23 protein-coding genes are annotated in these 23806 nt (G+C 67.6%); 13 read left to right on the top strand and 10 right to left on the bottom strand.

Annotated elements, in window-relative coordinates; translation table 11 throughout:
- Nucleotides 1-14: 14 nt before the first annotated feature.
- Entirely contained in the window at nucleotides 15-920 is a 906-nt protein-coding gene (locus tag A5645_RS23560) for a peptidylprolyl isomerase (protein ID WP_065037809.1), read from the bottom strand.
- Between the two features lie 43 nt (nucleotides 921-963).
- Between A5645_RS23560 and A5645_RS23555 the strand changes: the two genes are divergently transcribed.
- The 4 genes from A5645_RS23555 (at nucleotide 964) to A5645_RS23540 (ending at nucleotide 5292) form a co-directional block, all read left to right on the top strand.
- Nucleotides 964-1638, top strand: a complete 675-nt coding sequence (locus tag A5645_RS23555) for an MBL fold metallo-hydrolase (RefSeq protein WP_065131234.1) — start codon at nucleotides 964-966, stop codon at nucleotides 1636-1638.
- Nucleotides 1635-2897: a histidine--tRNA ligase gene (hisS, locus tag A5645_RS23550; protein ID WP_065131233.1), complete on the top strand. Its 1263-nt coding sequence runs from the start codon at nucleotides 1635-1637 to the stop codon at nucleotides 2895-2897. The genes A5645_RS23555 and hisS overlap by 4 nt, the downstream gene beginning before the upstream one ends.
- A 117-nt stretch (nucleotides 2898-3014) precedes the next feature.
- Nucleotides 3015-4232, top strand: coding sequence for a PE-PPE domain-containing protein (locus A5645_RS23545; protein ID WP_065131232.1), 1218 nt, complete (start codon nucleotides 3015-3017; stop codon nucleotides 4230-4232).
- Nucleotides 4233-4263: 31 nt separating this feature from the next.
- Nucleotides 4264-5292 (top strand): Rv2578c family radical SAM protein, encoded by a 1029-nt coding sequence (locus tag A5645_RS23540; RefSeq protein ID WP_065037788.1) that lies wholly within the window; start codon nucleotides 4264-4266, stop codon nucleotides 5290-5292.
- Here A5645_RS23540 and A5645_RS23535 read toward each other — a convergent pair.
- The gene (locus A5645_RS23535; RefSeq protein ID WP_065131231.1) at nucleotides 5289-6863 is read right to left on the bottom strand and encodes a purple acid phosphatase family protein; all 1575 of its coding nucleotides are present in this window, start codon (nucleotides 6861-6863) and stop codon (nucleotides 5289-5291) included. The two genes, A5645_RS23540 and A5645_RS23535, sit on opposite strands and share 4 nt — an antisense overlap.
- A gap of 51 nt (nucleotides 6864-6914) precedes the next feature.
- A complete protein-coding gene (locus A5645_RS23530) occupies nucleotides 6915-7760 on the bottom strand; it encodes a patatin-like phospholipase family protein (RefSeq protein ID WP_065131230.1) in 846 nt (281 codons plus the stop codon).
- 69 nt (nucleotides 7761-7829) lie between these two features.
- Between A5645_RS23530 and A5645_RS23525 the strand changes: the two genes are divergently transcribed.
- Nucleotides 7830-8267: an Rv2576c family protein gene (locus A5645_RS23525; protein ID WP_065131229.1), complete on the top strand. Its 438-nt coding sequence runs from the start codon at nucleotides 7830-7832 to the stop codon at nucleotides 8265-8267.
- Between the two features lie 4 nt (nucleotides 8268-8271).
- Here the strand turns inward: A5645_RS23525 and A5645_RS23520 are convergent, their stop codons facing one another.
- On the bottom strand, nucleotides 8272-8808 hold the full coding sequence (locus A5645_RS23520; protein WP_065037792.1) for a helix-turn-helix domain-containing protein: 537 nt from the start codon (nucleotides 8806-8808) through the stop codon (nucleotides 8272-8274).
- A gap of 51 nt (nucleotides 8809-8859) precedes the next feature.
- On the opposite strand from A5645_RS23520, the gene A5645_RS23515 reads away from it, so the two are divergent.
- Together A5645_RS23515 and A5645_RS23510 are read left to right on the top strand one after the other, a co-directional pair.
- Nucleotides 8860-9663 carry an aldolase gene (locus A5645_RS23515; RefSeq protein WP_065131228.1) on the top strand — a complete coding sequence of 268 codons (804 nt, stop codon included), beginning with the start codon at nucleotides 8860-8862 and terminating at the stop codon, nucleotides 9661-9663.
- Nucleotides 9656-10537, top strand: a complete 882-nt coding sequence (locus A5645_RS23510; protein WP_065131227.1) for a dihydrodipicolinate synthase family protein — start codon at nucleotides 9656-9658, stop codon at nucleotides 10535-10537. Before A5645_RS23515 ends, A5645_RS23510 begins: the two co-directional genes overlap by 8 nt.
- Before the next feature lie 6 nt (nucleotides 10538-10543).
- On the opposite strand, the gene ypfJ is transcribed toward A5645_RS23510, so the two are convergent.
- Genes ypfJ through A5645_RS23495 form a run of 3 tightly spaced genes read right to left on the bottom strand, consistent with a single transcriptional unit; the run spans nucleotide 10544 to nucleotide 12866 of the window.
- A complete protein-coding gene (ypfJ, locus tag A5645_RS23505; RefSeq protein ID WP_065037795.1) occupies nucleotides 10544-11425 on the bottom strand; it encodes a KPN_02809 family neutral zinc metallopeptidase in 882 nt (293 codons plus the stop codon).
- A 32-nt stretch (nucleotides 11426-11457) separates the two neighbouring features.
- On the bottom strand, nucleotides 11458-11961 hold the full coding sequence (locus A5645_RS23500; protein ID WP_065131226.1) for an SRPBCC family protein: 504 nt from the start codon (nucleotides 11959-11961) through the stop codon (nucleotides 11458-11460).
- 8 nt (nucleotides 11962-11969) lie between these two features.
- A complete protein-coding gene (locus A5645_RS23495) occupies nucleotides 11970-12866 on the bottom strand; it encodes an oxidoreductase (RefSeq protein WP_081288533.1) in 897 nt (298 codons plus the stop codon).
- Between the two features lie 55 nt (nucleotides 12867-12921).
- Here A5645_RS23495 and aspS point away from each other — a divergent pair, with 55 nt between their 5' ends.
- From aspS to A5645_RS23475, 4 genes are read left to right on the top strand one after another with little or no spacing between them, the layout of a single operon-like run.
- Nucleotides 12922-14715, top strand: coding sequence for an aspartate--tRNA ligase (gene aspS, locus A5645_RS23490; RefSeq protein WP_172830599.1), 1794 nt, complete (start codon nucleotides 12922-12924; stop codon nucleotides 14713-14715).
- Nucleotides 14716-14726: 11 nt separating this feature from the next.
- A complete protein-coding gene (locus A5645_RS23485; RefSeq protein ID WP_436405519.1) occupies nucleotides 14727-15149 on the top strand; it encodes a nitroreductase family deazaflavin-dependent oxidoreductase in 423 nt (140 codons plus the stop codon).
- Between the two features lie 50 nt (nucleotides 15150-15199).
- Nucleotides 15200-16240 carry an FUSC family protein gene (locus A5645_RS23480; protein ID WP_065131223.1) on the top strand — a complete coding sequence of 347 codons (1041 nt, stop codon included), beginning with the start codon at nucleotides 15200-15202 and terminating at the stop codon, nucleotides 16238-16240.
- Between the two features lie 27 nt (nucleotides 16241-16267).
- A complete protein-coding gene (locus A5645_RS23475) occupies nucleotides 16268-17320 on the top strand; it encodes an FUSC family protein (RefSeq protein WP_253867119.1) in 1053 nt (350 codons plus the stop codon).
- On the opposite strand, the gene A5645_RS23470 is transcribed toward A5645_RS23475, so the two are convergent.
- Both A5645_RS23470 and A5645_RS23465 read right to left on the bottom strand, forming a co-directional pair.
- Nucleotides 17298-17711 carry an MmcQ/YjbR family DNA-binding protein gene (locus A5645_RS23470; RefSeq protein ID WP_065037801.1) on the bottom strand — a complete coding sequence of 138 codons (414 nt, stop codon included), beginning with the start codon at nucleotides 17709-17711 and terminating at the stop codon, nucleotides 17298-17300. The genes A5645_RS23475 and A5645_RS23470 overlap by 23 nt on opposite strands.
- A 50-nt stretch (nucleotides 17712-17761) precedes the next feature.
- Complete coding sequence (locus A5645_RS23465; protein ID WP_065131221.1) at nucleotides 17762-19003, bottom strand: esterase/lipase family protein; 1242 nt, start codon at nucleotides 19001-19003, stop codon at nucleotides 17762-17764.
- A 142-nt stretch (nucleotides 19004-19145) separates the two neighbouring features.
- Here A5645_RS23465 and A5645_RS23460 point away from each other — a divergent pair, with 142 nt between their 5' ends.
- Both A5645_RS23460 and A5645_RS23455 read left to right on the top strand, forming a co-directional pair.
- Entirely contained in the window at nucleotides 19146-20072 is a 927-nt protein-coding gene (locus A5645_RS23460; protein WP_065131220.1) for a transglutaminase family protein, read from the top strand.
- Complete coding sequence (locus A5645_RS23455) at nucleotides 20065-21108, top strand: zinc-binding metallopeptidase family protein (protein WP_065037804.1); 1044 nt, start codon at nucleotides 20065-20067, stop codon at nucleotides 21106-21108. The genes A5645_RS23460 and A5645_RS23455 overlap by 8 nt, the downstream gene beginning before the upstream one ends.
- Here A5645_RS23455 and A5645_RS23450 read toward each other — a convergent pair whose 3' ends face one another.
- Nucleotides 21109-23778, bottom strand: a complete 2670-nt coding sequence (locus A5645_RS23450) for a circularly permuted type 2 ATP-grasp protein (RefSeq protein ID WP_065131219.1) — start codon at nucleotides 23776-23778, stop codon at nucleotides 21109-21111. It abuts the gene before it with no gap.
- Nucleotides 23779-23806: the final 28 nt, after the last annotated feature.

The following is a 23806-nucleotide window of genomic DNA, read 5'->3' as shown; positions in this document are numbered from 1 at the left end:
CGGCCACGAATCTCCTAGTCGAGCAGCACCGACGTTACGGTCACATCCAGGGCCGGCGGTCCGTCCTCGCCGCCGCCCTTCACGCCGGCCGCGGCGATCTTGTCCAGGGTAGCCAGTCCGTCGGCCTGGATGGTCCCGAACACGGTGTACTCCGGCGGCAGCGCCGAGTCGCGGTAAACCAGGAAGAACTGGCTGCTGTTGGTGTTCGGACCGGCGTTGGCCATGGCGATCGTGCCGCGCGGATAGATGACGGGCTCTTTGAGCTTGGGGTCGTTGGCCGGGTACTGGTTGGTGGGGTATTCGTTGGCGAACTGGTAGCCCGGTCCACCGGTGCCGTCACCCTTGGGGTCCCCGCACTGCAGCACCGACAGGGACGGCGACGTGGTCAGCCGGTGGCATTTGGTGTCCTTGAAGAACCCCTGGTTGGCCAGGCTCGCGAAACTGTTCACCGTGCAAGGTGATTCGTTGTTGGCAAGCATCAGGCCGAGGTTGCCCTGACTGGTCACCATGCTGACGCTGACCTGCGCCGGCTCGGTGGGCACCTTGCCGGTCCGCGGCGGCTTGACCTCCTTGCCGGCCTTGTCGGGCGAGGCGGGGTACTGGCAGTTCGCGCCCAGGTTCGGCGGCGCCTTGAACTGCGGCAGCGGCACCGCGTTGCCGAGCTGCACCGGCGGCAGGCCCGCCGCCGTCGGTGACTCCGGCGCGGAACTGCTGGGCGTGGTCGAAGCCGACGGATTGCCCTTGTGGTCGTCCTTGCTGACGACGACGGCAACCACCACGGCGGCAACCACCGCCACCGCGGCCACCGCGCCCCCGGCGATCGTCAGGATCCGGCGCCGCTTGGCTTGCTTGGCGCGGCGCTCCAGCTGCCGCTCGAGTTTGCGCTTGGCCGTCGCACGTCGCTGTTGGTTCGTTGGCACGGCCGCCATCATTCCATGACGCTGGGGATGGGAAACTGGGACCATGTTGGTCGCTGGATTCCCCGCCGGGTTGCTGCAGTGCAACTGCTACGTGGTGGCACAGCGGCCTGGATCCGACGCCGTGGTCGTCGACCCGGGCCAGCGGGCGATGAGCCAGCTGCGCGGCATCCTCGACAAGCACCGGCTGACCCCGGCCGCGGTGCTGATCACCCATGGTCACATCGATCACATGTGGTCGGCCCAGAAGGTGTCGGACACCTTCGGGTGCCCGACTTACATTCATCCCGAGGACCGGTTCATGCTCAAGGACCCGATCCACGGTCTCGGTCCGCGGGTCGCCCAGCTAATGGCCGGCGCGTTCTTTCGCGAGCCCAAGCAGGTCGTCGAGTTGGACCGCGACGGGGACAAGCTCGACCTGGGCGGCATCTCGGTCAACGTCGACCACACGCCCGGCCACACCCGTGGCTCGGTGTGCTTCCGGATCCGGCAGGCCGCCGAGAACGACGCCGACGTGGTGTTCACCGGCGACACGTTGTTCGAGCGGTCGGTCGGGCGCACCGATCTGTTCGGTGGCAGCGGCCGGGACCTGCTGCGTTCCATCGTCGATAAATTGTTGGTGCTGGACGACCCGACCGTGGTACTACCCGGGCATGGCAACGCCACCACCATCGGCGCCGAGCGCCGGTTCAACCCGTTCCTCGAAGGTTTGAGTTCGTGACGGAATTCGTTGCGCCCAAAGGTGTTCCGGATTACCTCCCACCGGATTCCGCGCAGTTCGTCGCGGTACGTGACGGGCTGCTCGGCGCCGCACGCCGCGCCGGTTACGGCGACATCGAGCTGCCGATCTTCGAAGACACCGCCCTGTTCGCGCGTGGCGTCGGCGAGTCCACCGATGTGGTGTCCAAGGAGATGTACACCTTCGCCGACCGCGGTGACCGGTCGGTGACGTTGCGGCCCGAAGGCACCGCCGGGGTGGTGCGCGCGGTGATCGAGCACGGCCTGGACCGCGGCGCGCTGCCGGTCAAGCTGTGCTACGCCGGACCGTTCTTCCGCTACGAGCGGCCGCAGGCCGGCCGCTACCGGCAATTGCAGCAGGTGGGTGTCGAGGCGATCGGTGTGGACGATCCGGCGCTGGACGCTGAGGTGATCGCGGTGGCCGACGCCGGATTCCGGTCCCTGGGCCTGGATGGGTTCCGGCTGGAGATCACCTCCCTGGGCGACGAGAGCTGCCGACCGCAGTATCGAGAACTACTGCAGGACTTCCTGTTTGGACTTGACATCGATGAGGACACCAGGCGGCGGGCCGAGATCAACCCGCTGCGGGTGCTTGATGACAAACGCCCCGAGGTCAAGGCGATGACCGCCGACGCGCCGGTGTTGCTCGATCATCTCTCCGATGCCGCCAAGCAGCATTTCGACACCGTGCTCTCGCACCTGGACGCGCTGGGTGTTCCGTATGTCATCAACCCGCGGATGGTGCGCGGCTTGGATTACTACACCAAGACCACGTTCGAGTTCGTGCACGACGGGCTGGGCGCGCAATCCGGTATCGGCGGCGGCGGCCGGTACGACGGGCTGATGCGGCAGCTGGGTGGGCAGGACCTGTCCGGGATCGGGTTCGGCCTGGGTGTGGACCGCACGCTGCTTGCCCTGCGTGCCGAAGGTAAGAGCGTGGGTCAGCCCGCCCGCTGCGACGTGTTCGGCGTGCCGTTGAGTGAGGCGGCCAAGCTGCGCCTGGCGGTGCTGGGCGGCGCCCTGCGGGCGGCCGGCGTGCGTGTCGACCTGGCCTACGGCGACCGCGGGCTCAAAGGCGCCATGCGAGCGGCCGACCGCTCCGGCGCGCGACTGGCACTGGTTGCCGGCGACCGCGACATCGACGCCGGCACCGTCGGCGTCAAGGACCTCACGACCGGGGATCAGATATCGGTTCCGCTGAATTCCGTTGTCGCAGAAGTCCTTTCGCTGCTCAACTCATAGCCGCCCAACCGATTCCTCGGAATTGCCGATGCGTTTCCGGCTGTTCGAGTAGCCTCACCTACTGTTTGCGTCTAAGCGACCGGATCGGGCCCGGTTGCCGGGCAAGGAGGCCCCTCGATGTCGTATGTGGTGACAGCACCGGATTTTCTGGTCTGTGCCGCAAGCGATTTGAGTGCCCTCGGGACCGCCGTCGACGCGGCGAACAGGGCAGCGGCGCACTCCGTCACGTCGCTACTGACGGCCGGGGCCGACGAGGTGTCGACCCGCATTGCGGATCTGTTCCGTGCGCACGGCCGCGACTACCAAGCGGTCAGCGCACAGGCGGCGCAATACGGTGAGCGGTTGGTACGCACCCTGGCGGCGAACGCCGACGCTTACCTTGGCACCGAAATCCTCAACGCTGCCCAGCCGTCGCTGCCGGCGGCCGGCGTCCGGCTCACGGTTGGGGGTGCGGGCCCGCTGTACGCGCCGCGTTTGCTGACCGAGTTGCCCGTCCTGGGGCAGATCGCTCTGCAAGGCGTCGCCGCGCCCTGGTCGGTGTCGATCCTGCAGGCTTATAACCTGCTCAACCCGCTGATCGGCGAAAACTGGTTCCCCAACAGCCTGGCTCAGGTGGTCAACTACCCGGCCAGCATGGGCATCTTCAGCGGCAGTCCGCTCGCGCCGACCGTGAATCAGGCCGTCGCGATGGGGCGGCTCACGCTCGACCAAATGATCACGAGTGCGGTCGCCGGCAGCGGTGGTGCCCCGGTGCACATCGCCGGGCTGTCGATGGGGTCCCTCGTCGTCAACCGCGAGCTGGCGTACCTGGCGAGCAGCCCGAGCGCCCCGCCGCCCGGTGCCCTGGAGTTCGCCTTGTTCTCCAGTCCTGAGCTCGGCCTGGCCGCCACGTACCTGCCGACCGGGATGACCGTGCCGCTGCTCGGCTACACCGTCGAGCCGCTTGCCGCCAGCCAGTACAACGTCAGCGTGGTGTTCGGTCAGTACGACTTCTTCGGCAACCCGCCCGACCGGCCGTGGAATATTCCCGCGATGGTGAATTCGGTGTTCGGCACGCTGTACCAGCACAACGCAACGTCGGTGGCCGCGATGTCGAACGCGGTGGAGTTGTCCAGCGTGACAAACTCTTTGGGCGGCACGGTCACCACCTACATGATTCCCTCGCCGACACTGCCCATGCTGCTGCCACTCGTCCAGCTCGGCGTTCCACAGCCGATCATCAACGGCCTGAACGCGGTGCTGCAGCCCATCGTCAACGCCGGCTACTCCTCGCTGACACCGGGAGCCGGACCCTATTTCTCCGGCGGATCGCTGGTCGGGTGGCCAAGCACTTGACTCGCCATCGAACTGTTGTTCGAATGAAGGCATGCGTTGGGCTGGTCAGGCGGTGGCGGTCAACGGCGCGCCGGTCGACGACGGGGCGCTGCCGGGGCTGCAGCGGATCGGTCTCGTGCGCAGCGTGCGGGTGCCGCAGTTCGAGGGCATGACCTTCCACGAGGTGTTGTGCAAGTCGGCGCTGAACAAGGTGCCCAACGCCGCCATGCTGCCGTTCCGGTACACCGTCAACGGTTACCGCGGCTGCTCACACGCCTGCCGGTACTGCTTCGCCCGGCCCACCCACGAATACCTGGACTTCGACCCCGGCGCTGATTTCGACAGCCAGGTCGTGGTCAAGACCAACGTCGTCGAGGTGCTGCGCCGTGAACTCCGCCGCGCGTCCTGGCAGCGCGAGACCGTTGCGCTGGGTACCAACACCGACCCGTACCAGCGGGCGGAGGGCCGCTACGCGCTGATGCCCGGCATCATCAGCGCGCTGGCCGGGTCGGGTACGCCGATGTCGATCCTGACCAAGGGCACCCTGCTGCGCAGAGATCTACCGCTGATCACCGCTGCAGCGGAACAGGTGCCGCTGTCGGTGGCGGTGTCGCTGGCGGTTGGGGACCCGGAGCTGCACCGCGACGTCGAACCGGGCACGCCGACACCGCAGGCACGGTTGGCGCTCATCACCGCGATCCGCGACGCGGGCCTCGACTGCCACGTGATGGTGGCGCCGGTGCTTCCGCACCTGACCGACTCCGTCGAGCATCTCGATGGCCTGCTGAGCCAGATCGCGGCGGCGGGCGCCACCAGCGTCACCGTGTTCGCCTTGCATCTGCGCGGCACCACGCGGGGCTGGTTCATGGCGTGGCTGGCCCGCGCGCACCCCGAACTGGTCGCCATCTACCGCGAGTTGTTCCGGCGCGGTGCCTATCTGCCGCCGGGCTACCGCGAGATGTTGCGGGAACGCGCCCAGCCGCTGGTCGCCAAGTACGGGCTCAAGGGCGACCACCGACCGTTCTCGGCGGCAGCCGAAGCGGTGCGCAGCCCCCAGCCTGTCCAGGAAACGCTGTTTTAGCCGCGCGGTTTGGTGAGCGTGAATTCGTCCACGGCTCGCACTACTCCGTATGGGCCCTGCAGCACGTAGTACGTCGCCTTGATTGTCGTGTTGCCGCCGGATGTGCCCGGGTCGACGTCGAAAGCGACGAATCCATAGGGGTTTTCGCGGTCGCGAAACGCCGACCACGGCGCGTCCTCCAGCACATAGATAGGCGGCTTGTGCCCGAGCGCGGCATCGAAGTCACCAACACCGGTGATGACCCGGCACCGCAGGTCAGGGAAGAACAATCCGTTCGTCGGTTTGGACGTGCCGCCCCCGCCGATGACGACGTGCACGGTTCCCCGGGTCGCGTCGATCACGTCGCTGCGGGTGTCGACGGGGATCGGCGTTCGGGTGTCGGTGCCCAGGGTGCCGCGCAGCGGATGTGAGCGCTCGTAGTGGTGTTCGTGTCCGCATAGCACCAGATCGACGTGGTACTCGTCGAACAGCGGCAGCCACTCCTGGCGGATCCCGAGGTCGGCGCCGTTGGCCTGGGCGGTCGAGATAGCGGTTTGATGCATGCACACCACCACCCAGTCGATGCCCGGCTCGCGCCGCGCAGCAGCCAATTCACCAGCCAGCCACCGCTTTTGCTCGCCGCCGGAGTAACCGTGCACATACGAGTTGCCGGCATCCTGATAGGCCACATCGTCATTGTTGAGGCTGATCACCCGCACCGAACCGGCGGTGAACGAATACCAGAGGCCGCGCAACTCGGGGCTGGATCCCGAATCGGGCACCGAGAAGTAGGTCTGATAGGCGCCGTAACCGATTGGCCCATTGCCCAATTCGTTCTCGTGATTGCCTGCGGCCGGCATCCAGGGCCGGTAGCGCGCCGAGCGACTGTTGTTGACGAACCAATCCGACCAGGTGCGGATCCGGTCCTGGGCGAGGTTGGCGTAGCACAGGTCACCGTTGACCAGATTGAACAGCGGCGCCATCCGTTCGATCGCCATCGTGGTATCACCGGCCGCGGGCGACCCGATGTGGTCGTTGAAGTACTTGCCGTCGGTCAGCTTGCTCAGAGTGGGGGTCGATTGGTCGCCGAAGCTGGTGAAGCGGAAGGGTTTTCGTCCTGCCGGTGCGGTTCGGGCAGTGCCCAGTTCCGGGTGCGCACCGTCGTGCACCGCGGCGTAGACGTAGTCGGTGTCCGGGGTGAGCCCGCTGAGCCGGGCGTGGTTGACGCGAACCTCGGTGTTGGACTTGGCGTCCCGGTAGGTGCGGGTCTCGGCGGCGACGGTGCTGCCGAAGCCGGATGTCGGGGTGCCCAGCATCACCCGGGGGTTGCGGACGGCGTCGGTGGTGTGCCAGGAGACCACCAGTTCGCTGCTCGCGTCGCGGCCGAACTGCAGATGCAGCCCAGCTACCGGCGGGGTGCCGGAGACATCGGGCCGTGACCAGATGTCTGGGGCATGCGGCCTGAGCAGCGCGGCTCCGCCCACTCCTGCGCCCACACCGAGGACACCGGCCATGGTGCCGGTCGCCAGCAGGGTGCGACGGCTCACTGCGGCCGGCGGCCGTTCGGTCGCCTCTTCCGGCTCCTCGCTCATGGGTGCTTCATACCCGAACCGGGTGAACGCCGGCGGAACTTCGGTCGCGACCTAATGCCGGTGCGGCTCCAGCAGCGCCGCTTGGCCGACCGTCGGCGGGTTCGCGGCCAGCCATTCCTTGGTTGCGGCCTCCGACCGTTCGATCAGCTCGGGCGCGTGGGAGAAGTCCAGACCGGAGATGGAGACCGGGCACAGCGGCCGGATGACGCGCAGCTCGTACTCGGTTTCGAAGCGGGCGATATCGACAGCGAGCCGGTGGTTCAGGGCGATGGTCATCGCATGCAGCGCCATGTTGGCCGCCGACCTGGGCGCGGCCGGCAAGTCGCAGGAGTACCCGGTGGGCAACACCCAGATCTGGTCGGCCCCCAGGGCGATCGCATGGGAGACCGGCGTGTTGTTCACCACGCCGCCGTCCATCAGGTCACGACCGTCGATACGCAGGGGCGGAAAGATCCCCGGGATGGCGGCACTGGCGGCGATGGCGTCAACGGCGTCGCCCGACGACAACAGCACGTCGGTGCCCGAAATCACGTCCGTCGCCACCACATGCAGGGGAGTCGGTGCGTTCTCGAGCCGGGTGAACTCCAACTTCTCCGCCAGCAGGGCGCGTAGACCGGCGTTGGGCACCAGATGGGTACGGCGGCCGAACATGCCGAGTGCTCCGGCGATAGGGCGGGCCGGGAAAATCTGTTTGCGCGACAGCGAGATCCACAGATCGGCCAGCCCGCGGATGCCAGCGCTGTCGGACCGGGATGCCAGCCAACCGCCGTTGACCGCCCCGACGGACGTGCCGACGATCAGGTCGGGCGTGATCCCCGCGTCGGCCAAGGCAAGCAGCATTCCGGCGTGGATCGCGCCGAGACTCGCACCCCCGGACAACACGAATGCTGTGGGCACAGCTGCATGGTAGGCGCCGGGGCGTTCGCAGAAAATGGCCGAAGTAACGAATCGGGTAGCTTTTCCGATATGACCAACGTGCGAATAGTGGCGAGCGCGGCCGCGCTGGCGGTTGCGGGAATTTTCGGGAGTCTTGTCCCGGTGACCGCACATGCGGATCCCGCCGGTCACCAGGTGACCTACACGATCACCAGCACCGGCAATCTCACCGGCAGTGTGCGGTACATGAACAGCGATCCGCCCAGCCAGGCGGCCTTCGACGCCAACTCGTCACAGTTCATGAGTACCGCGGGAACGACATTCAGCGCCGGGGAGCCGGTGGTCTACAACGCCACCCTGGCTAACCCGAATCAGTGGGCGTTCGTCGCCGCAAGTGGGTCCTGCCGCTGGCCGGACTGCAGTTCGGGAAACATTGCCGAGTTGCAATGCGAGATCGCGGTGGACGGCCAGGTTGTAGTGACGCAGAAGGCCACCACCGCGGTCACCTGTGCGACCCGACCCTGGTAACGGCTTATCGGGAGTCGTTCTGCGTGACGACAACGACCTCGGCCGGGCCGGTGCCGACCGCGCGCAGCTTATGACTGACTGACGCGTCGAAGTAGGCGCTGTCACCAGTGTCCAGCGTGATGGTTTGGTCGCCGTAGTCGAGCTCCACCGTTCCGGCATGGACGAACACGAATTCCTGGCCGGTGTGTTCGGCATGTGGCAGGTCGGAGTGCGCTCCGCTGCGTCGAACCAGGAACGGAGACATGGATTTGCCGAGCATGCTCGGCGCCAGCGCGCGGTAGCGGTCTAGCCCGGTGTCGGCGTCGGCGGCGTCGGACTGAGCCCGGTCGATGGTGATCTTCTCTGCGCTGGCCTCGTCAGAGAACAGCCGCCCTACGTCGACGTCGAGTGCGCGCGCGACCTTGAGCGCGACCGCGATAGACGGCGTGCTGTGACCGCGTTCGATCTTGGACAGGTAGCTCTTGGTCAGGCCGGTCTGTTCGGCGAGACGCTCCAGCGTCAGACCGCGTTGCCGGCGGACCGCCCGCAGCAGTGCCGTCATCGGCGGACCTCCTTGATGACACAAAGTTTCCTGTTGGGTACAGTGTGTCACATGGCGACGACTTTCACCCACTCCAAACCCGAGCTGATGCGGCGAGCCCAGGAGCGGCTGACAGCCCAGAAAGTCGAGTCGGACCTGACCACCCGCCAAAAGCTGGCGCTGACGTGTCGGGCCCTGTTCGATGCGGGTCACGATTCCGGGCTGGCGGGACAGATCACCGCCCGTGCCGAGGAGGCCGGCACCTACTACACCCAGCGGCTCGGCCTGGGCTTTGACGAGATCACCGAAGACAACCTGCTGCTCGTCGACGAGGATCTCAACGTCCTGCAGGGTGACGGAATGGCCAACCCCGCCAACCGCTTTCACAGCTGGATCTACCGCGCGCGCCCGGACGTGCAGTGCGTCGTGCATACCCATCCCTTCCATGTGGCGGCGCTGTCGATGCTCGAGGTGCCGCTGGTCGTCTCGCATATGGACACCACCCCGCTCTACGACGACTGCGCGTTCCTGGCCAACTGGCCGGGCGTGCCGGTGGGCAACGAGGAGGGCGAGATCATCACGGCCGCCCTCGGTGACAAGAAGGCGGCACTGCTGGCGCATCACGGTCAGGTGGTGGCCGGTGCCAGCATCGAGGAAGCCTGCTCGCTGGCGGTGCTGATCGAGCGGGCCGCCAAACTGCAACTCGCCGCAATGGCCGCCGGCGCGGTTAAAGAGCTGCCGGAGGAATTGGCCCGCGAGGCCCACGACTGGACGTTGACGCCCGCGCGCAGTCGGGCCAACTTCGCCTACTACGCCCGCCGCGCCCTGGTCCGCCACCCCGACGCCATCTCCATCGAGGAGTCCGCCCGTGTCTGACACGCCGAAGATTCACGGCATCATCGCCTACCCGGTGACGCCGTTCTCCGCCGACGGCATCGACACCGATCGCCACGGCCGTCTCGTTGAGCGGCTGGTGTCCGCGGGCGTGCACGCCGTCGCTCCGCTGGGCAGCACCGGCGAGCTCGCCTACCTTGACGAGTCCGAGTTCGACACGGTCGTCGACGCCACCGTCGCCACCGTCAGCGGTCGGGTGCCCGTCATCGTCGGCGTCTCGGATGTGACCACCGCCAAGACAATTCGGCGCGCGCAGTACGCGCAACAGGCGGGCGCGGACGCGGTCATGATTCTTCCGGTCTCCTACTGGAAGCTCACCGACCGTGAGATCGCCCAGCACTACCGCAGCATCGGCGCGTCGATCGACATCCCGATCATGGCCTACAACAACCCAGCGACCAGCGGCGTGGACATGAGCCCCGAACTGCTGGTCTCGATGTTCACCGACATCGACAACGTCACCATGGTCAAGGAATCCACCGGCGACCTGTCCCGGATGCAACGCATCGCCGAGCTCAGCGAGGGCGGGCTGCCGTTCTACAACGGCAGCAACCCGTTGGTGTTGGACGCGCTGAAGGTCGGCGCCGCCGGATGGTGCACGGCGGCACCGAATTTGCGGGCTCAGCCGTGCATCGACCTGTATATGGCGGTACGCGCCGGCGACCTGGAGAAGGCCCAGCTTCTCTACGACGACCTCAAGCCGTTGCTGCAGTTCATCGTGGCGGGGGGGCTGCCGACGACGGTGAAGGCGGGCCTGGAGCTGCTCGGTGTGCCGGCCGGCGATCCGCGGGCGCCGCTGCTCCCGCTCGACGAGTCCGGCCGTAGTGAGTTGCGGGATCTATTGAAGGGTGCGTGAAACTGACTAGCCCAGGTCGTTGGTCTTGAAGGTGTCGCACTTGTTCGGGTCACCACTCTGGTATCCGGTGGTGAACCACTTCTGGCGCTGAGCCGATGAGCCGTGTGTCCAGGATTCGGGGTTGGTGCGCCCGTTCACCTGCTCCTGAATGCGGTCATCGCCCACGGCGGCCGCCGCCGACAAGGCATCCTGAATATCCTTGTCGCTCAGCGGTTCCAGGAACGGCGCGCCGGTGCTCTCCTGCTTGACGGTCGAGGCGTAATGGGCCCACACCCCGGCATAACAGTCGGCCTGCAACTCGGTGCGCACGCCACTGCCGGTGGCACCCTTCGCCCCGGACTGGGCGCGGCCCAGCACGCCCAGCAGGTTCTGCACGTGGTGGCCGTACTCATGGGCAACCACGTACTCCTCGGCGAAAGGCCCTCCGCTGGAACCGAATTGGGTGACCAGCACCTGGAAGAAGTCGGTGTCGAAGTATGCGGTCTTGTCCACCGGGCAATAGAACGGGCCGACGTCGCTACTGGCCGGGCCGCACCCGGTGCTCACCGATCCGCTGAACAGCCGCAGGTGGGGACGTGTGTAGTTGGGCATCAACTGCTTCCATACCGCGTCCAGCGAGTTGCTGGTGGCGACCACGCGGCACTGCACATACTTGTTGGCGTCCGCCCCGGTCTTGCACCGGCTCAGGTCGAAGCCGGGCGCGACGTCTTCGCGGGTGTCCAGCGGCTGCTGGCTGACCACGCCGCCGGGGTCGACGCCGAGCAGCATGGCAACCACCACGAGGAGCAGGCCGCCGATGCCGCCGCCGATGGCCATCCGGCCCATCCCGCCGCCGCCGGACGATGACGCGCTGCTGGTATCGATCTGCATACCCTCGTTGAAGGTCATTGCATGCTCCCCATTCTCACGGCGAACCCAGCCTAATGCTGTTGCGAAGCGGCGAATCGAGTGTCGGTATACCCGCGCAGATTGCGCAGGAATCGCCGCAGGGTCACGTTGAGCAGCGGCCCGAACACCACCATGCCCAGCCCGGCGCCGCGCGCGGGCCTCTGAACCATCGTCCAGGTCAGTCGGCAACCACCTGGGATGACCTCGACCCGGTAATCCTCGGCGAACGCGGCGACGGCCTTCGTCGAGCACTCGTTGAAACGAAAGGCCATGTGCGTGAACGGTTCCCAGGCGATGAACTCTTCGTCGCCGACGATTCCGCCGCGCATTTCGACCGTGCGGGTGGTGCCGATGCCGCGCGGCTCGGGGCTGGTCCAGGTCACCTTCGTGATCACCTTGGCCCACCGGGGCCACGACTCGGCGTCAGCGAGCACCTCGAACAGCTGCTCGGGGGTGATGGCGAGGTCGACGCTGTTGCGGAAGCGGAAGGGTGCGTTCTCGATGAAGTCCAGATCGACGCGCTCGCACGGGTGCATGGCTCACCCTAACCGGGGCCGTCGCTGGCCGCGGCCAGCAGTGGCACCAGCACATCGCTGATCGGCGTGGCCAGGCCGTGCGCCCGGGCCTTGCGGATGATGACGCCGTTGCGCAGGTCCCATTCCAGCCTGCGGCGGGCTTCGCGGTCGGTCAGGATCGACGTGGTCATGTCCTCGGGCGCGGCCCGGAACAGGTTGACCAAGTCCTCGATCACCTCGTCGCCCAGCTCGGCGCCTTCGGCGCGGGCCACCGTCAGGCACTCCGCGACGTAGCGGCGCGACAGTTGCGCGACGTCGTCGCGGCGGAACATTCCCGAGCGCCGACCGGTCAGCGCCATGAACCCGGCCAGCGCGTTGACCACCAGTTTGCGCCAGGCCGCGGTGGTGAAGTCGGGGTCGCAGTCCACCACACACCCCGCTCCGCGCAGCAGCTCGGCGAGCGCCTCCGCCGCCGGCCCGGTCGGCAGTTTCAGCACCGCTGAGCCGCGCAGCCGCACCCAGCCCTCGGGCTGCGTCTCCGCGGAGAACCACACGCTGCTCGGAACCACGGCCGAGGCGGGACACAGCGGTTGCACCTGCTCGATTTGTTCCACCCCGTTCTGCAGAACGGCCACCAACGTGTGTTCGTCGCACAGTCGCGCCAGCCAGCCGCGAGCCTGCTCGTTGTGGGTTGCTTTCACGGCCAGGATCAGCACGTCGACCGGCCCGCTGACCTCCGCCGGGTCGGTATGCACGGGTTCGGGCACCACAATGGGTTCCCCGTCGTCGGGACGCAGTTCGACGCCGGACCGGGGCCGGTGGCCGCACAACAGGACCCGGTGACCGGCGGCGTGCAGCAGAGCTGCAATCGTCGTGCCGACCGCACCGGGCCCCACGACAGCGATGTTTTTCGGGTGCGTTGCGATGCAGCCAACGTACTGCGTCCGGACCGGCCCTCTAGACTGAGCAGTCGTTCTCGCCCTGGATAAAGGAGTATTTGTGCTGCGCAGCCACGCCGCAGGTTCGCTACGCGATGGGGATGCCGGGCAGCAGGTCACGCTGGCCGGCTGGGTGGCGCGCCGCCGCGATCACGGCGGGGTCATCTTCATCGACCTGCGGGATGCCTCGGGTGTCGCACAGGTGGTGTTCCGGGAACCGGAGGTGCTGGCGCAGGCGCACCGGCTGCGCGCCGAGTTCTGCGTGGCGGTCACCGGCGTCGTGGAGATCCGCCCGGAGGGCAACGCCAATCCTGAGATCGCGACGGGTGAGATCGAGGTCAACGCCGCCACGCTGACCGTGTTGGGGGAGTGCGCGCCGCTGCCGTTCCAGCTTGACGAGCCCGCCGGCGAGGAACTTCGGCTCAAGTACCGCTACCTCGACCTCCGGCGTGATGGTCCCGGCGCCGCTATCCGGCTGCGGTCCAAGGTGAATGCCGCTGCCCGCGAGGTGTTGGCGCGCCACGACTTCGTCGAGGTCGAAACCCCCACGATCACCCGCTCGACCCCAGAAGGGGCGCGCGATTTCCTGGTACCGGCGCGACTGCGGCCGGGCACGTTCTACGCGTTGCCGCAGAGCCCGCAGCTGTTCAAGCAGCTGCTGATGGTCGCCGGCATGGAGCGCTACTACCAGATCGCGCGCTGCTATCGCGACGAGGACTTCCGTGCCGACCGTCAGCCGGAATTCACCCAGCTCGACATGGAGCTCAGCTTCGTCGACGTCGAGGACATCATCGCGATCTCCGAGGAGATCCTGTCGGCGCTGTGGGCGCTGATCGGTTACCAGATCCCGACCCCCATCCCGCGGATGACCTACGCCGACGCGATGCGCCGATTCGGTTCCGACAAACCCGATCTGCGGTTCGGGCTGGAGCTCGTCGAGTGCACGGAGTTCTTCTCCGACACCACCTTCCGGGTGTTCCAGGCGCCCTATGTGGGTGCCGTGGTGATGCCCGGCGGGGCATCGCAGCCGCGCCGCACCCTCGATGGCTGGCAGGAATGGGCCAAGCAGCGCGGGCACCGCGGGCTGGCCTATGTGTTGGTCGGCGACGACGGCACCCTGGCCGGTCCGGTGGCCAAGAACCTGTCCGACGCCGAACGCGACGGCCTGGCCGCGCACGTAGGCGCGAGTCCGGGGGACTGCATCTTCTTCTCGGCCGGCCCGGTGAAGTCGTCGCGCGGGCTATTGGGAGCGGCGCGCATTGAGATCGCGCACCGGCTCGGCCTGATCGATCCGACCGCATGGGCGTTCGTGTGGGTGGTGGACCCGCCGCTGTTCGAGCCCGCCGACGACGCGACAGCCGCCGGCGACGTGGCCGTCGGCTCCGGGGCCTGGACCGCGGTGCACCACGCGTTCACCTCCCCCAAGCCCGAGTACCACGACAGCATCGAGTCCGATCCCGGTGGCGCGCTCGCCGACGCCTACGACATCGTCTGCAACGGCAACGAGATCGGCGGCGGTTCGATCCGTATCCACCGCCGGGATATTCAGGAACGGGTGTTCGCGGTGATGGGTCTGGACAAGGCCGAGGCCGAGGAGAAATTCGGATTCCTGTTGGAAGCCTTCACTTTCGGTGCGCCGCCGCATGGCGGCATCGCGTTCGGCTGGGACCGGATCAACGCGCTGCTGGCCGGTTTCGACTCGATCCGTGAGGTGATCGCGTTCCCGAAGACCGGCGGCGGTGTCGATCCGCTCACCGATGCGCCGGCGCCCATCACCGCTCAGCAGCGCAAGGAATCGGGAATAGACGCGAAGCCGAAACCTGTTGACGGGGCATGACTTCCCAGGGCATGCCTGATACCGAGACGGTCAAAGCGTTCAACCAGCAGATCGCCGAGGAGTTCCGCGCCAACCAGGGCAAGGTCGGCGGGCCGTTTGAGAACTCCGACATATTGCTGCTCACCACGACCGGCGCCAAGTCGGGCCAGCCCCGGCTGTCCCCGCTGGCCTATTTCCGCGTCGACGGCAAGCTGATCATCATCGGGTCCTTCGCCGGCGCGGACTTCCACCCGGGTTGGGTGCACAACCTCCGGGCCAACCCGCGGGCGCGCATCGAGGTTGGTACCGACGCCTTCGACGTGACCGCGCGTGAGCTGCCGCCCGCCGAGCGCGAGGAGATCTTTCCCAAGATCGTTGCCGCGGCGCCCGGTTTCGCCGAGTACCAGGCCAAGACCAGCAGAGTCATCCCACTGTTCGAGTTGCAGCGCAACTGACACCGGCGAGCGTCTCCGTATTGCCGCTGCTGCTGCGGTAAGTAAGCGGTATGGGTGTTTCGCTCCTCACCAGGACTGCCGGAACCGGTACCGCGGCCCTGCGCCGGCTGCGCAGCGTGCTGTTCCCCATTACGCAGACGGCGACGGCGTCCGGCCTCGCCTGGTACCTGGCGCACGATGTGGTCGGGCATCGCCAACCCTTCTTCGCGCCGATCGCCGCGGCGGTCTGCCTGTCGGCCAGCGACGTGCTGCGCACGCAACGCGCCGTTCAGATGATCATCGGGGTCACCTTCGGGATCGCGCTGGGCGCGGCGGTGCAAACCCTGCTCGGTACCGGGGCGATCGCCATCGGCGTCGCGGTGCTGATCGCGTTGTGCGGTGCGGTGCTGATCGGGCACGGGTACATCGCCCAGGGACTGATGTTCTTCAACCAGATCACCGTCTCGGCGACGCTGGTGATCGCGGTGTCGCGCAGCGGTGATGTGATCGATCGCTTGCTGGACACGCTGATCGGCGGCGGTCTTGCCATCATGTTTGCCGCGCTGTTGTTCCCCGGCAATCCGCTCAAGGTGCTGCACAATGCCCGCGTCGGACTGTTGGCCGCTGTCCACAACGTCCTGGTCCACTCGGCTGACGCGGTCGGTGGCCGCGTCCCGGAGCCGGGCTGGCCGCTACCGGACGTGGAGCGGGTCAACCAGCAGCTGGGCCTGCTCATGCAGGCCCGGGTCTCTGCCCGGCAGACGCTGGCCGCGCCCCGACGCTGGAGCGTGCGGGAGCGGGCCGGTATTGCCGACCAGCAGACCGCGCACGTGGCCGTCCTCGCCGGGTCGGCGCTGCACCTGGCGCGCGTCGCCACGGCCGCCATCGGCGGCCCGCTGCCGGATGCCCTGCCCGACGCCGTCGGCGAACTTGCAGCCGGGGTCGCCCTCGCCGAAACCGACCGCACCGCCGCAGCCGAACACGTGGCCGCAGCTCGTCGCGCCGCGTCGAGTCTGGCGTCGGCCGCGCACGGCGGACGGGATTGGGCGCTGGCCGAGGGGGTACAGACGTGTGTCGACGACTTGCAAAGGGTGATCGACCTCGGGCAGTGAACCGCCGCGCCCGATTAGATGAAGGGTGTGAGCACCTCGCTGCGTGATCGGGTTGGGGTTGGCGCGGCGGCGGCCGCCCACCGGTTGCGCGCCGCACTGTGGCCCATCGCCCAGACCTCGGTGGCGGCCGGGCTGGCGTGGTATCTCACCCACGACGTGCTGCACCATCCGCAGCCGTTTTTCGCGCCCATCTCCGCCGTGGTGTGCATGTCGGCCAGCAACGTGCTGCGGGCTCGGCGGGCCGGGCAGATGATCGTCGGGGTCACCCTGGGCATCGTGCTCGGCGCCGCCGTGCAGGTGATGCTGGGAACCGACGGCCTGGCGTTCACGGTGGCCGTTTTCGTGGCGCTGGGTGTTGCCGTGCTGATCGGTACGGGTTTCATCGCTCAGGGCGGCATGTTCGTCAATCAGACCGCGGTGTCGGCGACCTTGGTGCTGGCTTTCGCGCACAGCGCGGGTGTCGTGGGTGAGCGGCTCTTCGACGCGCTGGTCGGCGGCGGGCTGGCGCTGGTGTTCAGCATCCTGCTGTTTCCGGCGAACCCGCTGACCCTGTTGGCCAGCGCGCGGGCGGGCGTGATGAGTGCGCTGCACGACACCCTCGTGGAGATCAACGACGTGACCGCCGACCCGGAACGCGTCTCGGCGGACTGGCCGCTGAGTTGTGTCGACCGGCTCCACAACCAGTTGGGCGGATTGATCGAAGCCCGCAGCACGGCCAGGCTGATCGTGCGTAGGGCCCCGTTGCGGATAGCGATGCAAAAGACCATCGCGGCGGTGGACTACCAGGCCGCACGGTTGGGCCTGTTCGCCAGCGCCGTCCTGCAGCTGGCCCGCACCATCACGCCGCCGGTCGGGACGTGGCTGGCCGAGCCGTTGCGCGGCGCGGTGGGCGAGCTTGCGCAGGCGACGTCGGCGGCGGACACCGACGAGGCCACCGCGTGTGCCCATACCGCGGCCGCGCGCGACCATGCCGCCAGTTTGGCGGCGGCGGCCCGCAACCCGACCGAGGTTCTGCTCGCCGAAATCGTGCTTACCTGCGCCGACGACCTGCAGGCGGTTATTGACTGTCCGCGGGGCTGATGCTCGGTCGTTCCGCCAGGAACTCCTTGACCAGCCGTTTCGGCGCCTGCACCAGCCAGGCCTCGATGATCAGTTCCTCGAGGTCGACGACGTCGATCTCGGCCAGCCGGACCAGGACCGCCGCATAGCCATCGAAGTGCGGGGTGGTGAAGTACACCTCGGGCTGATCGGCGACCAGCGCCAGCTTCACCCCTTCGTCGGACACCCGTACACCCAGGATGTCGCCGCTGGGCGGCTCCACCCCGGCTCGCATCAACGCTTCGCGGTCGGATCCGCGCAGCGGCCGTTCCCACGCCATCAGCTTCTTGCCGACCCGCCAGTCACGTGGTGCGTGCTCAACGGTCAGTGGCAGTTCAGCGACGATGCGGGCGACGTCGGCCCAGGTAGCCACGTTTTTGATTGTGCGCCCGAGCGCCCGGTTTCGGAACGCCTATCGGTGAACTATCCGACGGCTTGCGGGGTGGCGGGCGCCTGGCTCAGCCACTCCAGCAGCTTGTCGTAAACCCGTGGGTGGTTGAGCAGGTCGAAGTGGTTGAGACCGGTGAGAGTGAGCCCGTGCGCGGCATCGAACGGGATTTTGCGGACCCGTCCACGGCCGGCGGCGCTCTTCGGGCGAACCAGGTGATCGCCCACCAGCAGGCCCAGCGCGCGGGGGGCGGCGGTGGTGGAGACGAAGTGATAGACCGCATCGGGCAGGAAGGGCACCTCGCCGCAACGGTCCCGCAGTACCTCATCCGGGTCGCGGTCGCGCCAGTCCTCGTCCAGCAGCGCGCCGTAGCGCAAATCCTTCACGCCGGAGCTGCGGGCGTTGAGGAACTGTGCGATCCCGCGGGTCTCGGGCAGTTTCGCCAATGCCCACGAGGCAAGGTTGACGCCTTTTTCCAGGTCGGCGCCCAGGTGCGGCGAGCCCAGGCACACCACGTGGCGCACGGCGCGGGTCCAGGCGTGGTCGCGCGCGAGCCCGTAGTGGCAGGCGCTGCGCGAGACCAAACCGCCCATCGAATGCCCCACCAGGACTATTTCCTCCACCGGCGCCGGCCAGAGCGTGTGCACCCGGTCGAGCAGGTCAGCCAGTTCCTGACCGTTCTGCGAGATGTGGAAGCCGGTGTTGTACCGCAGGAAGATCGGCGTGTAACCCAGGTCCTTGCGCAGCCGCTTACCGTACGGGCGCAGCGGTTCTCCGGTGCGCGGGTTGCGCCACCAGGACCGTTCGGTCATGCACCAGCCGTGGACGAAGACGGCGATGCGTCCGGTGGCCTTCGGGAAAGCGGTCGCCAGCGAGTCCGCGGTCAGTGCGACGGGCTGGCCCTTGCGGCGAATGCCCATGGCCAGCGCGAACCCGTTGTCCCGGTTGGCCAGCTCGTCCCCATAGATGCCGTTGACCGCGGCGATCGCGCCCGCAACCCGCGGGTGTGCCAGGACGGTCTCGTCGTCGTCGTTGCTCACCGTTCCCGCGGCCAGCGCGCCCGCGCCGTACAGCGAGCCGCGCACGGCGCCGTCGACCGCACGGTAGATGGTCGAGGCGGTCGCGTCGTGGACCAGCTGAACGGGTTTCGACACCGGTCCTATCGAGTTGAACACCCGGCCGGCGATCCCGTGATGCATGTCCCGGACCAGCGTCGTCAGCACACGCGTGCCCTCGCCCGCCAGATCGGCCAGTGATCGGATCTCGTGTCCCTGCACTGAGCGGCTCCTTTCTGCCTTCAGTAAACAAGTGTTCCCCATTTTCGCGTCGATACTGCATCCAGGGCGCATAGCTCCGAAGCAGACGCGCCCTTCACGCAGAGTGAACGCCTGGTAGTGCGCTTGGCAGTAGGTTTGGTCGGTGCCCGCTGATTTCCTGGACACCAAGCGCTACCGAGTGACGCACCGCACCGAGTACCGCTACTCCGACGTCGTGACCAGCTCATACGGCCGCGGATTCCTCACCCCGCGCGACTCGCTGCGGCAGAAATGCGTCGCGCACCGGCTGGTCATCGACCCAGCCCCGGCTGACAGCTCCACCAGCCGTGACACCTACGGCAACATCAGCTCGTATTTCCACGTCACCGAACCGCACCGCACGCTGACGATCACCAGCGACTCCATCGTCGACGTCGTGATGCAGGCATCGAACCTGTATAACGCCGGGCCGGCCCTGCGACCGTGGGAAGAGGCCCGCCCCAGCGGTAGCCAGGGAGCGCTGGAGGTCGACTTCACACTGGACCTCAACCCGCCGGAAATCACCGACGAGGTCCGCGAGTACGCCGCGCCCAGTTTCGAGCCCGGACGCCCGTTGGTGGACGTGCTGCGCGACCTCTCGTCGCGCATCTTCCACGACTTCACCTACCGCTCGGGATCGACCACCGTTTCCACCCGAGTCAGTGAGGTTCTGACCGCCCGCGAGGGGGTATGCCAAGACTTCGCGAGGCTGGCGATCGCCTGCCTGCGCGCCAACGGTCTGGCGGCCTGCTACGTATCCGGGTATCTGGCCACCGACCCTCCGCCGGGAAAGGATCGGATGATAGGCATTGACGCGACCCATGCCTGGGCGTCGGTGTGGACGCCCCAGCAGCCGGGTCAGTTCGAGTGGCTGGGCCTGGACCCCACCAATGACGCGCTGGTCGACGAGCGTTACATCGTCGTCGGACGCGGCCGCGACTACGCGGATGTGCCGCCGCTGCGCGGCATCATCTACACCAACTCCGAGCGCAGTGTGATCGACGTCGGCGTCGACGTCGTCCCGTTCGAAGGTGACGCGCTCCATGCGTGACTTTCACTGCCCCAACTGTGGCCAGCGCCTGGCCTTTGAGAACTCCGAGTGCCTGTCCTGCGGCAGCGCGCTGGGGTTCTCGCTGGACCAGATCTCACTGCTGGTGATCGCAAAGCGGGACCAGGACAGCGACCACGCCGGCGCCGTACCCGCAAACGAATACCAGTTGTGCGCGAATCTCTACCTGGCCGAATGCAATTGGATCGTTCCGGTCGATCATCCCGGTGGCCTGTGCGAGTCGTGCGCGTTGACGATCGAACGACCCAACGACCAGGACACGGTGGGTTTGGCCGAGTTCGCGCGCGCCGAGGCGGCCAAGCGGCGCCTGATCGCCGAGCTGAAGGAACTGAAGCTGCCGATCGTCGGGCGGGACGAGGACCCGGACTACGGGTTGGCCTTCCGGTTGCTGTCCAGTGCCCACGAGAAGGTCTTCACCGGACACGAAAACGGTGTCATCACACTGGATCTGGCCGAAGGTGACGACGTACACCGCGAGCAGTTGCGGGTGGAGATGGAAGAGCCCTACCGGACGCTGTTGGGGCACTTCCGGCACGAGGTCGGGCACTACTACTTCTACCGGCTGATCTCGCCGTCGCAGCAGCACCTGGCACGTTTCAACGAGCTGTTCGGCGATCCCGACGCCGACTACCAGGCGGCGCTGGACCGTCATTACAGCGAAGGCGCCCCCGACGGATGGCAGGAGACCTTCGTCTCGTCGTACGCGACCATGCACGCCGCCGAGGACTGGGCCGAGACGTTCGCGCACTACCTCCACATCCGCGACACCCTGGACACCTCGGCGTCCTGCGGCTTGGCCCCGGCGGCGGCGACATTCGACCGACCGCCGGTGGGCCCCAGCGCGTTTGCCACGATCATCGAGATGTGGCTGCCGTTGTCGTGGTCGCTGAACATGGTGAACCGTTCCATGGGTCACGACGACCTGTATCCGTTCGTGTTGCCGCCCGCGGTGCTGGACAAGATGCAGTTCGTCCACGCGGTGATCGAGGAGACCACCGCCGCGGCCAACGCGGCCTGATCAGGCGGGCATCGTCCGGCGTTCGTCGGGACCCCACAGCGGCTGCATGCCGCTGGGCAGGGCCAGCTGTATCGCGGTGATGACGTCGGCCAGGTCGCGCAGCGCCGCGTGGATGGCGCTGAGCAGCTCCGCCAATTCCTCGCGGCACCCGTCGGTGATCTCTTCCAGCTCACCGGGATCCGAGCGGCGCAGCCGGGTGCTCATCTCGTCGACCAGCCGCTCGGGACGCGACGACCCCGACGAACCGGGCAGGTCCTTGAGGTTGGACCGCAGCCGCTCCAACTGGAACAACAGTGACCGCGGGTTCTGCGCGTCGAACAGCATCAATTCGGTCACCGCGGCGACGCTGACCTTGCCCAGCGTGCGGCGCCGGTAGATCACCGAGGACTCGCAGGCCACCAGCGTCGACTCGACGATGGACTGCTCGGCGACGGTGCCGCGCACCCGGGTCAGGGTGTCGCCCAGCAGTGCGGTCAGCCACAGGCCGCGCTCGATCCGCTTGCCGATGTCCATCATGGTCCAGCCCACGTCGTGCACCATCGACTCGCCCGCCACCCCGGCCAGCGTCAGCATGCCGGCCAGCGCCTGCGACTGTGCGTTGGCGAGCAGGGCGTCGGCCTCGGCCAGTGATTGCGGCGGGTCGGACCGAAGAGCCACGGCCCGTTCGACATTGGCCAGCACCATCCAGGTGTCATTGGACAGCTGGTCGCGCACCGCCCGCGCTGAGAGCGCCAGCCCTTCCACCGATTGGATCAGCGATCCAGGCCGGTCCAGGTCCACGGTCATCGACCACAGCATCGAGGGCGCTACGGCGATCATCTCGGCCGGGTCGTACTCGCCGTCGCTGGTTGCGCCGGTATCGGTGCCGGTGATCTTTCCCAGCGCGGCCATCAGGGCCGGCACGCACTCGCTCTCCTCGTTGTCCTGATGGTGCCGGTAGACGTGGTAGCGCTCCCGCGCCACGATCAGCAGCCGGGCCATGTTCTCCGCGCGCTCGCCGTAGCGGCCCATCCAGAACAGATCCGACAGCACTCTGGGTGAACTGACGCCCCAGGTTCCCGCTCCGGTCTTCACCGGTGCCGGCACTGACGGCAGCATCACCGTCTCGGTGATGGCCCGCTCCGTTGGGCGCACCCAGATATCTTTTGCTGCAACGGTTTTCAGCGTGTAGGCAGACGGCTCGGGCGCCAGTACGTAACCCAGGCCGCCGATCATCGGCGCGTAGCCGCCGCGTTGCGCGACGGTGAACAACCGCATGCCGACACCGGCGGACGACAGCACACCGGCGTGGTCGGTGGGCGCCGAGGAGAAGCTGGGCAACTCCTGGCCCACCCACCGCCACGGCACGGCCTCGATGCGCCCCGCCAGCTCGGTCAGCTGTGCGGACGAAAGCGACGGCCCGACCAGCGGCTCCCCGCCGGCAACGGGCTTGATCAACAGCGACGACAGGTTAGCCAGCAGGTGGGACAACTCACCGGCGATGCCGCCCCAGTACGTCGGGGCGCTGTGCAACAGCAATTCCTCGCCGAGCAGGCGCTCGGCCAACTCGGGCAGAAACCTCAGTAGCCCAGGGCTTTCCAGGATGCCGCTGCCCAGGGTGTTGACCACCGTGACGGTGCCGCGGTGCAGCGCCTCGACCAGGCCGACCACCCCGAGCCGGGAGTCGGCGCGCAGGTCCAGCGGATCGGCGTAGAGCGCGTCGACGCGGCGCAGCACCACGTCGACCTGTTTGAGGGTGCCCAGCGACCGCATCCACAGCTTGCCGTCGCGGACCACCAGATCGGCGCTTTCCACCATCGGAAAACCGAGCAGGCTGGCCAGGTACGCCTGATCAAACGCCGTCTCGGAATAGATACCGGGGCTGAGCACCACCACCACCGGGTCCTGCACCACGTCGGGGGCGGCGTCGATCAAGCCCAGCCGAAGTGCCTGGGCGAACGGCGTATTCGGGCGCGGGGCGATGTGCTCGTAGAGGTCCGGGATCGCGTGCGCCAGCACCCGCCGGTCGGCCAGCGCGTACCCGGCTCCCGAGGGCGCTTGGGTCCAGTCGGCGTTCACCTGGAAGCTGCCATCCGAACGCCGGCTGAGGTCGCAGCCGTGCATGAACAGCTGGTGATGCCCGGGGACCTTGATGCCGTTGGCGGAGCGCACATATCCGGGATGGACGAACACCAGTTGCGCCGGAAGCAGGCCCTCGGTGAGCAGATTGCGCGGTCCGTACAGGTCGGCGAGCACGGCATCCAGCAGGCGCGACCGCTGCACCAGGCCGGCCTCCAGTGCCTCCCAGTCCGCGGCCGAAACCACCAGCGGAAGCGTGTCCAGAAGCCACGGGCCGGGCTCGGGAGGCTGGATGTGGCCGTCCGGCAACCTCGTGACCGGGCCGTCCGAGACCCCGGTGTAAGTAATGCCGTCGTGGTCGATCAGGCTGTGCACCACCGAGCGCAGCCGGTCCAGCCCCGCCCGGCCTCGTTCGGCGATGACGTCGGCGAGTTCGTCCCAGCCGGGCCGGACGTCGCCCTGGGAGTCGACGAACTCGTCGTAGCCGCCGGCAGGCCCGTCTCGCAGATCGAACAGGGCTTCCTGGGCGCGCACGGTGCGGTATCCCGCCAGCAGGCGGTCCACGTCGTACCGCTCCCCGGCGATCGCCGGCGATCCGCTCCCTAGTGCCATCCTTGCGCCAATCCCGTGCCGTCCCGAA

This window comes from Mycobacterium asiaticum (assembly GCF_001673635.1).
Classification (GTDB): domain Bacteria; phylum Actinomycetota; class Actinomycetes; order Mycobacteriales; family Mycobacteriaceae; genus Mycobacterium; species Mycobacterium asiaticum_C.
This window is presented reverse-complemented; position numbering and strand designations above follow the sequence as displayed.

Coding starts and splice junctions, on each gene's coding strand:
- A5645_RS23555 (WP_065131234.1), top strand. CDS start 964: ATGTTGGTCGCTGGATTCCCCGCCGGGTTGCTGCAGTGCAACTGCTAC.
- A5645_RS23545 (WP_065131232.1), top strand. CDS start 3,015: ATGTCGTATGTGGTGACAGCACCGGATTTTCTGGTCTGTGCCGCAAGC.
- A5645_RS23540 (WP_065037788.1), top strand. CDS start 4,264: ATGCGTTGGGCTGGTCAGGCGGTGGCGGTCAACGGCGCGCCGGTCGAC.
- A5645_RS23535 (WP_065131231.1), bottom strand. CDS start 6,863: ATGAGCGAGGAGCCGGAAGAGGCGACCGAACGGCCGCCGGCCGCAGTG.
- A5645_RS23525 (WP_065131229.1), top strand. CDS start 7,830: ATGACCAACGTGCGAATAGTGGCGAGCGCGGCCGCGCTGGCGGTTGCG.
- A5645_RS23520 (WP_065037792.1), bottom strand. CDS start 8,808: ATGACGGCACTGCTGCGGGCGGTCCGCCGGCAACGCGGTCTGACGCTG.
- A5645_RS23515 (WP_065131228.1), top strand. CDS start 8,860: ATGGCGACGACTTTCACCCACTCCAAACCCGAGCTGATGCGGCGAGCC.
- ypfJ (WP_065037795.1), bottom strand. CDS start 11,425: ATGACCTTCAACGAGGGTATGCAGATCGATACCAGCAGCGCGTCATCG.
- A5645_RS23500 (WP_065131226.1), bottom strand. CDS start 11,961: ATGCACCCGTGCGAGCGCGTCGATCTGGACTTCATCGAGAACGCACCC.
- A5645_RS23485 (WP_436405519.1), top strand. CDS start 14,727: ATGCCTGATACCGAGACGGTCAAAGCGTTCAACCAGCAGATCGCCGAG.
- A5645_RS23480 (WP_065131223.1), top strand. CDS start 15,200: ATGGGTGTTTCGCTCCTCACCAGGACTGCCGGAACCGGTACCGCGGCC.
- A5645_RS23455 (WP_065037804.1), top strand. CDS start 20,065: ATGCGTGACTTTCACTGCCCCAACTGTGGCCAGCGCCTGGCCTTTGAG.
- A5645_RS23450 (WP_065131219.1), bottom strand. CDS start 23,778: ATGGCACTAGGGAGCGGATCGCCGGCGATCGCCGGGGAGCGGTACGAC.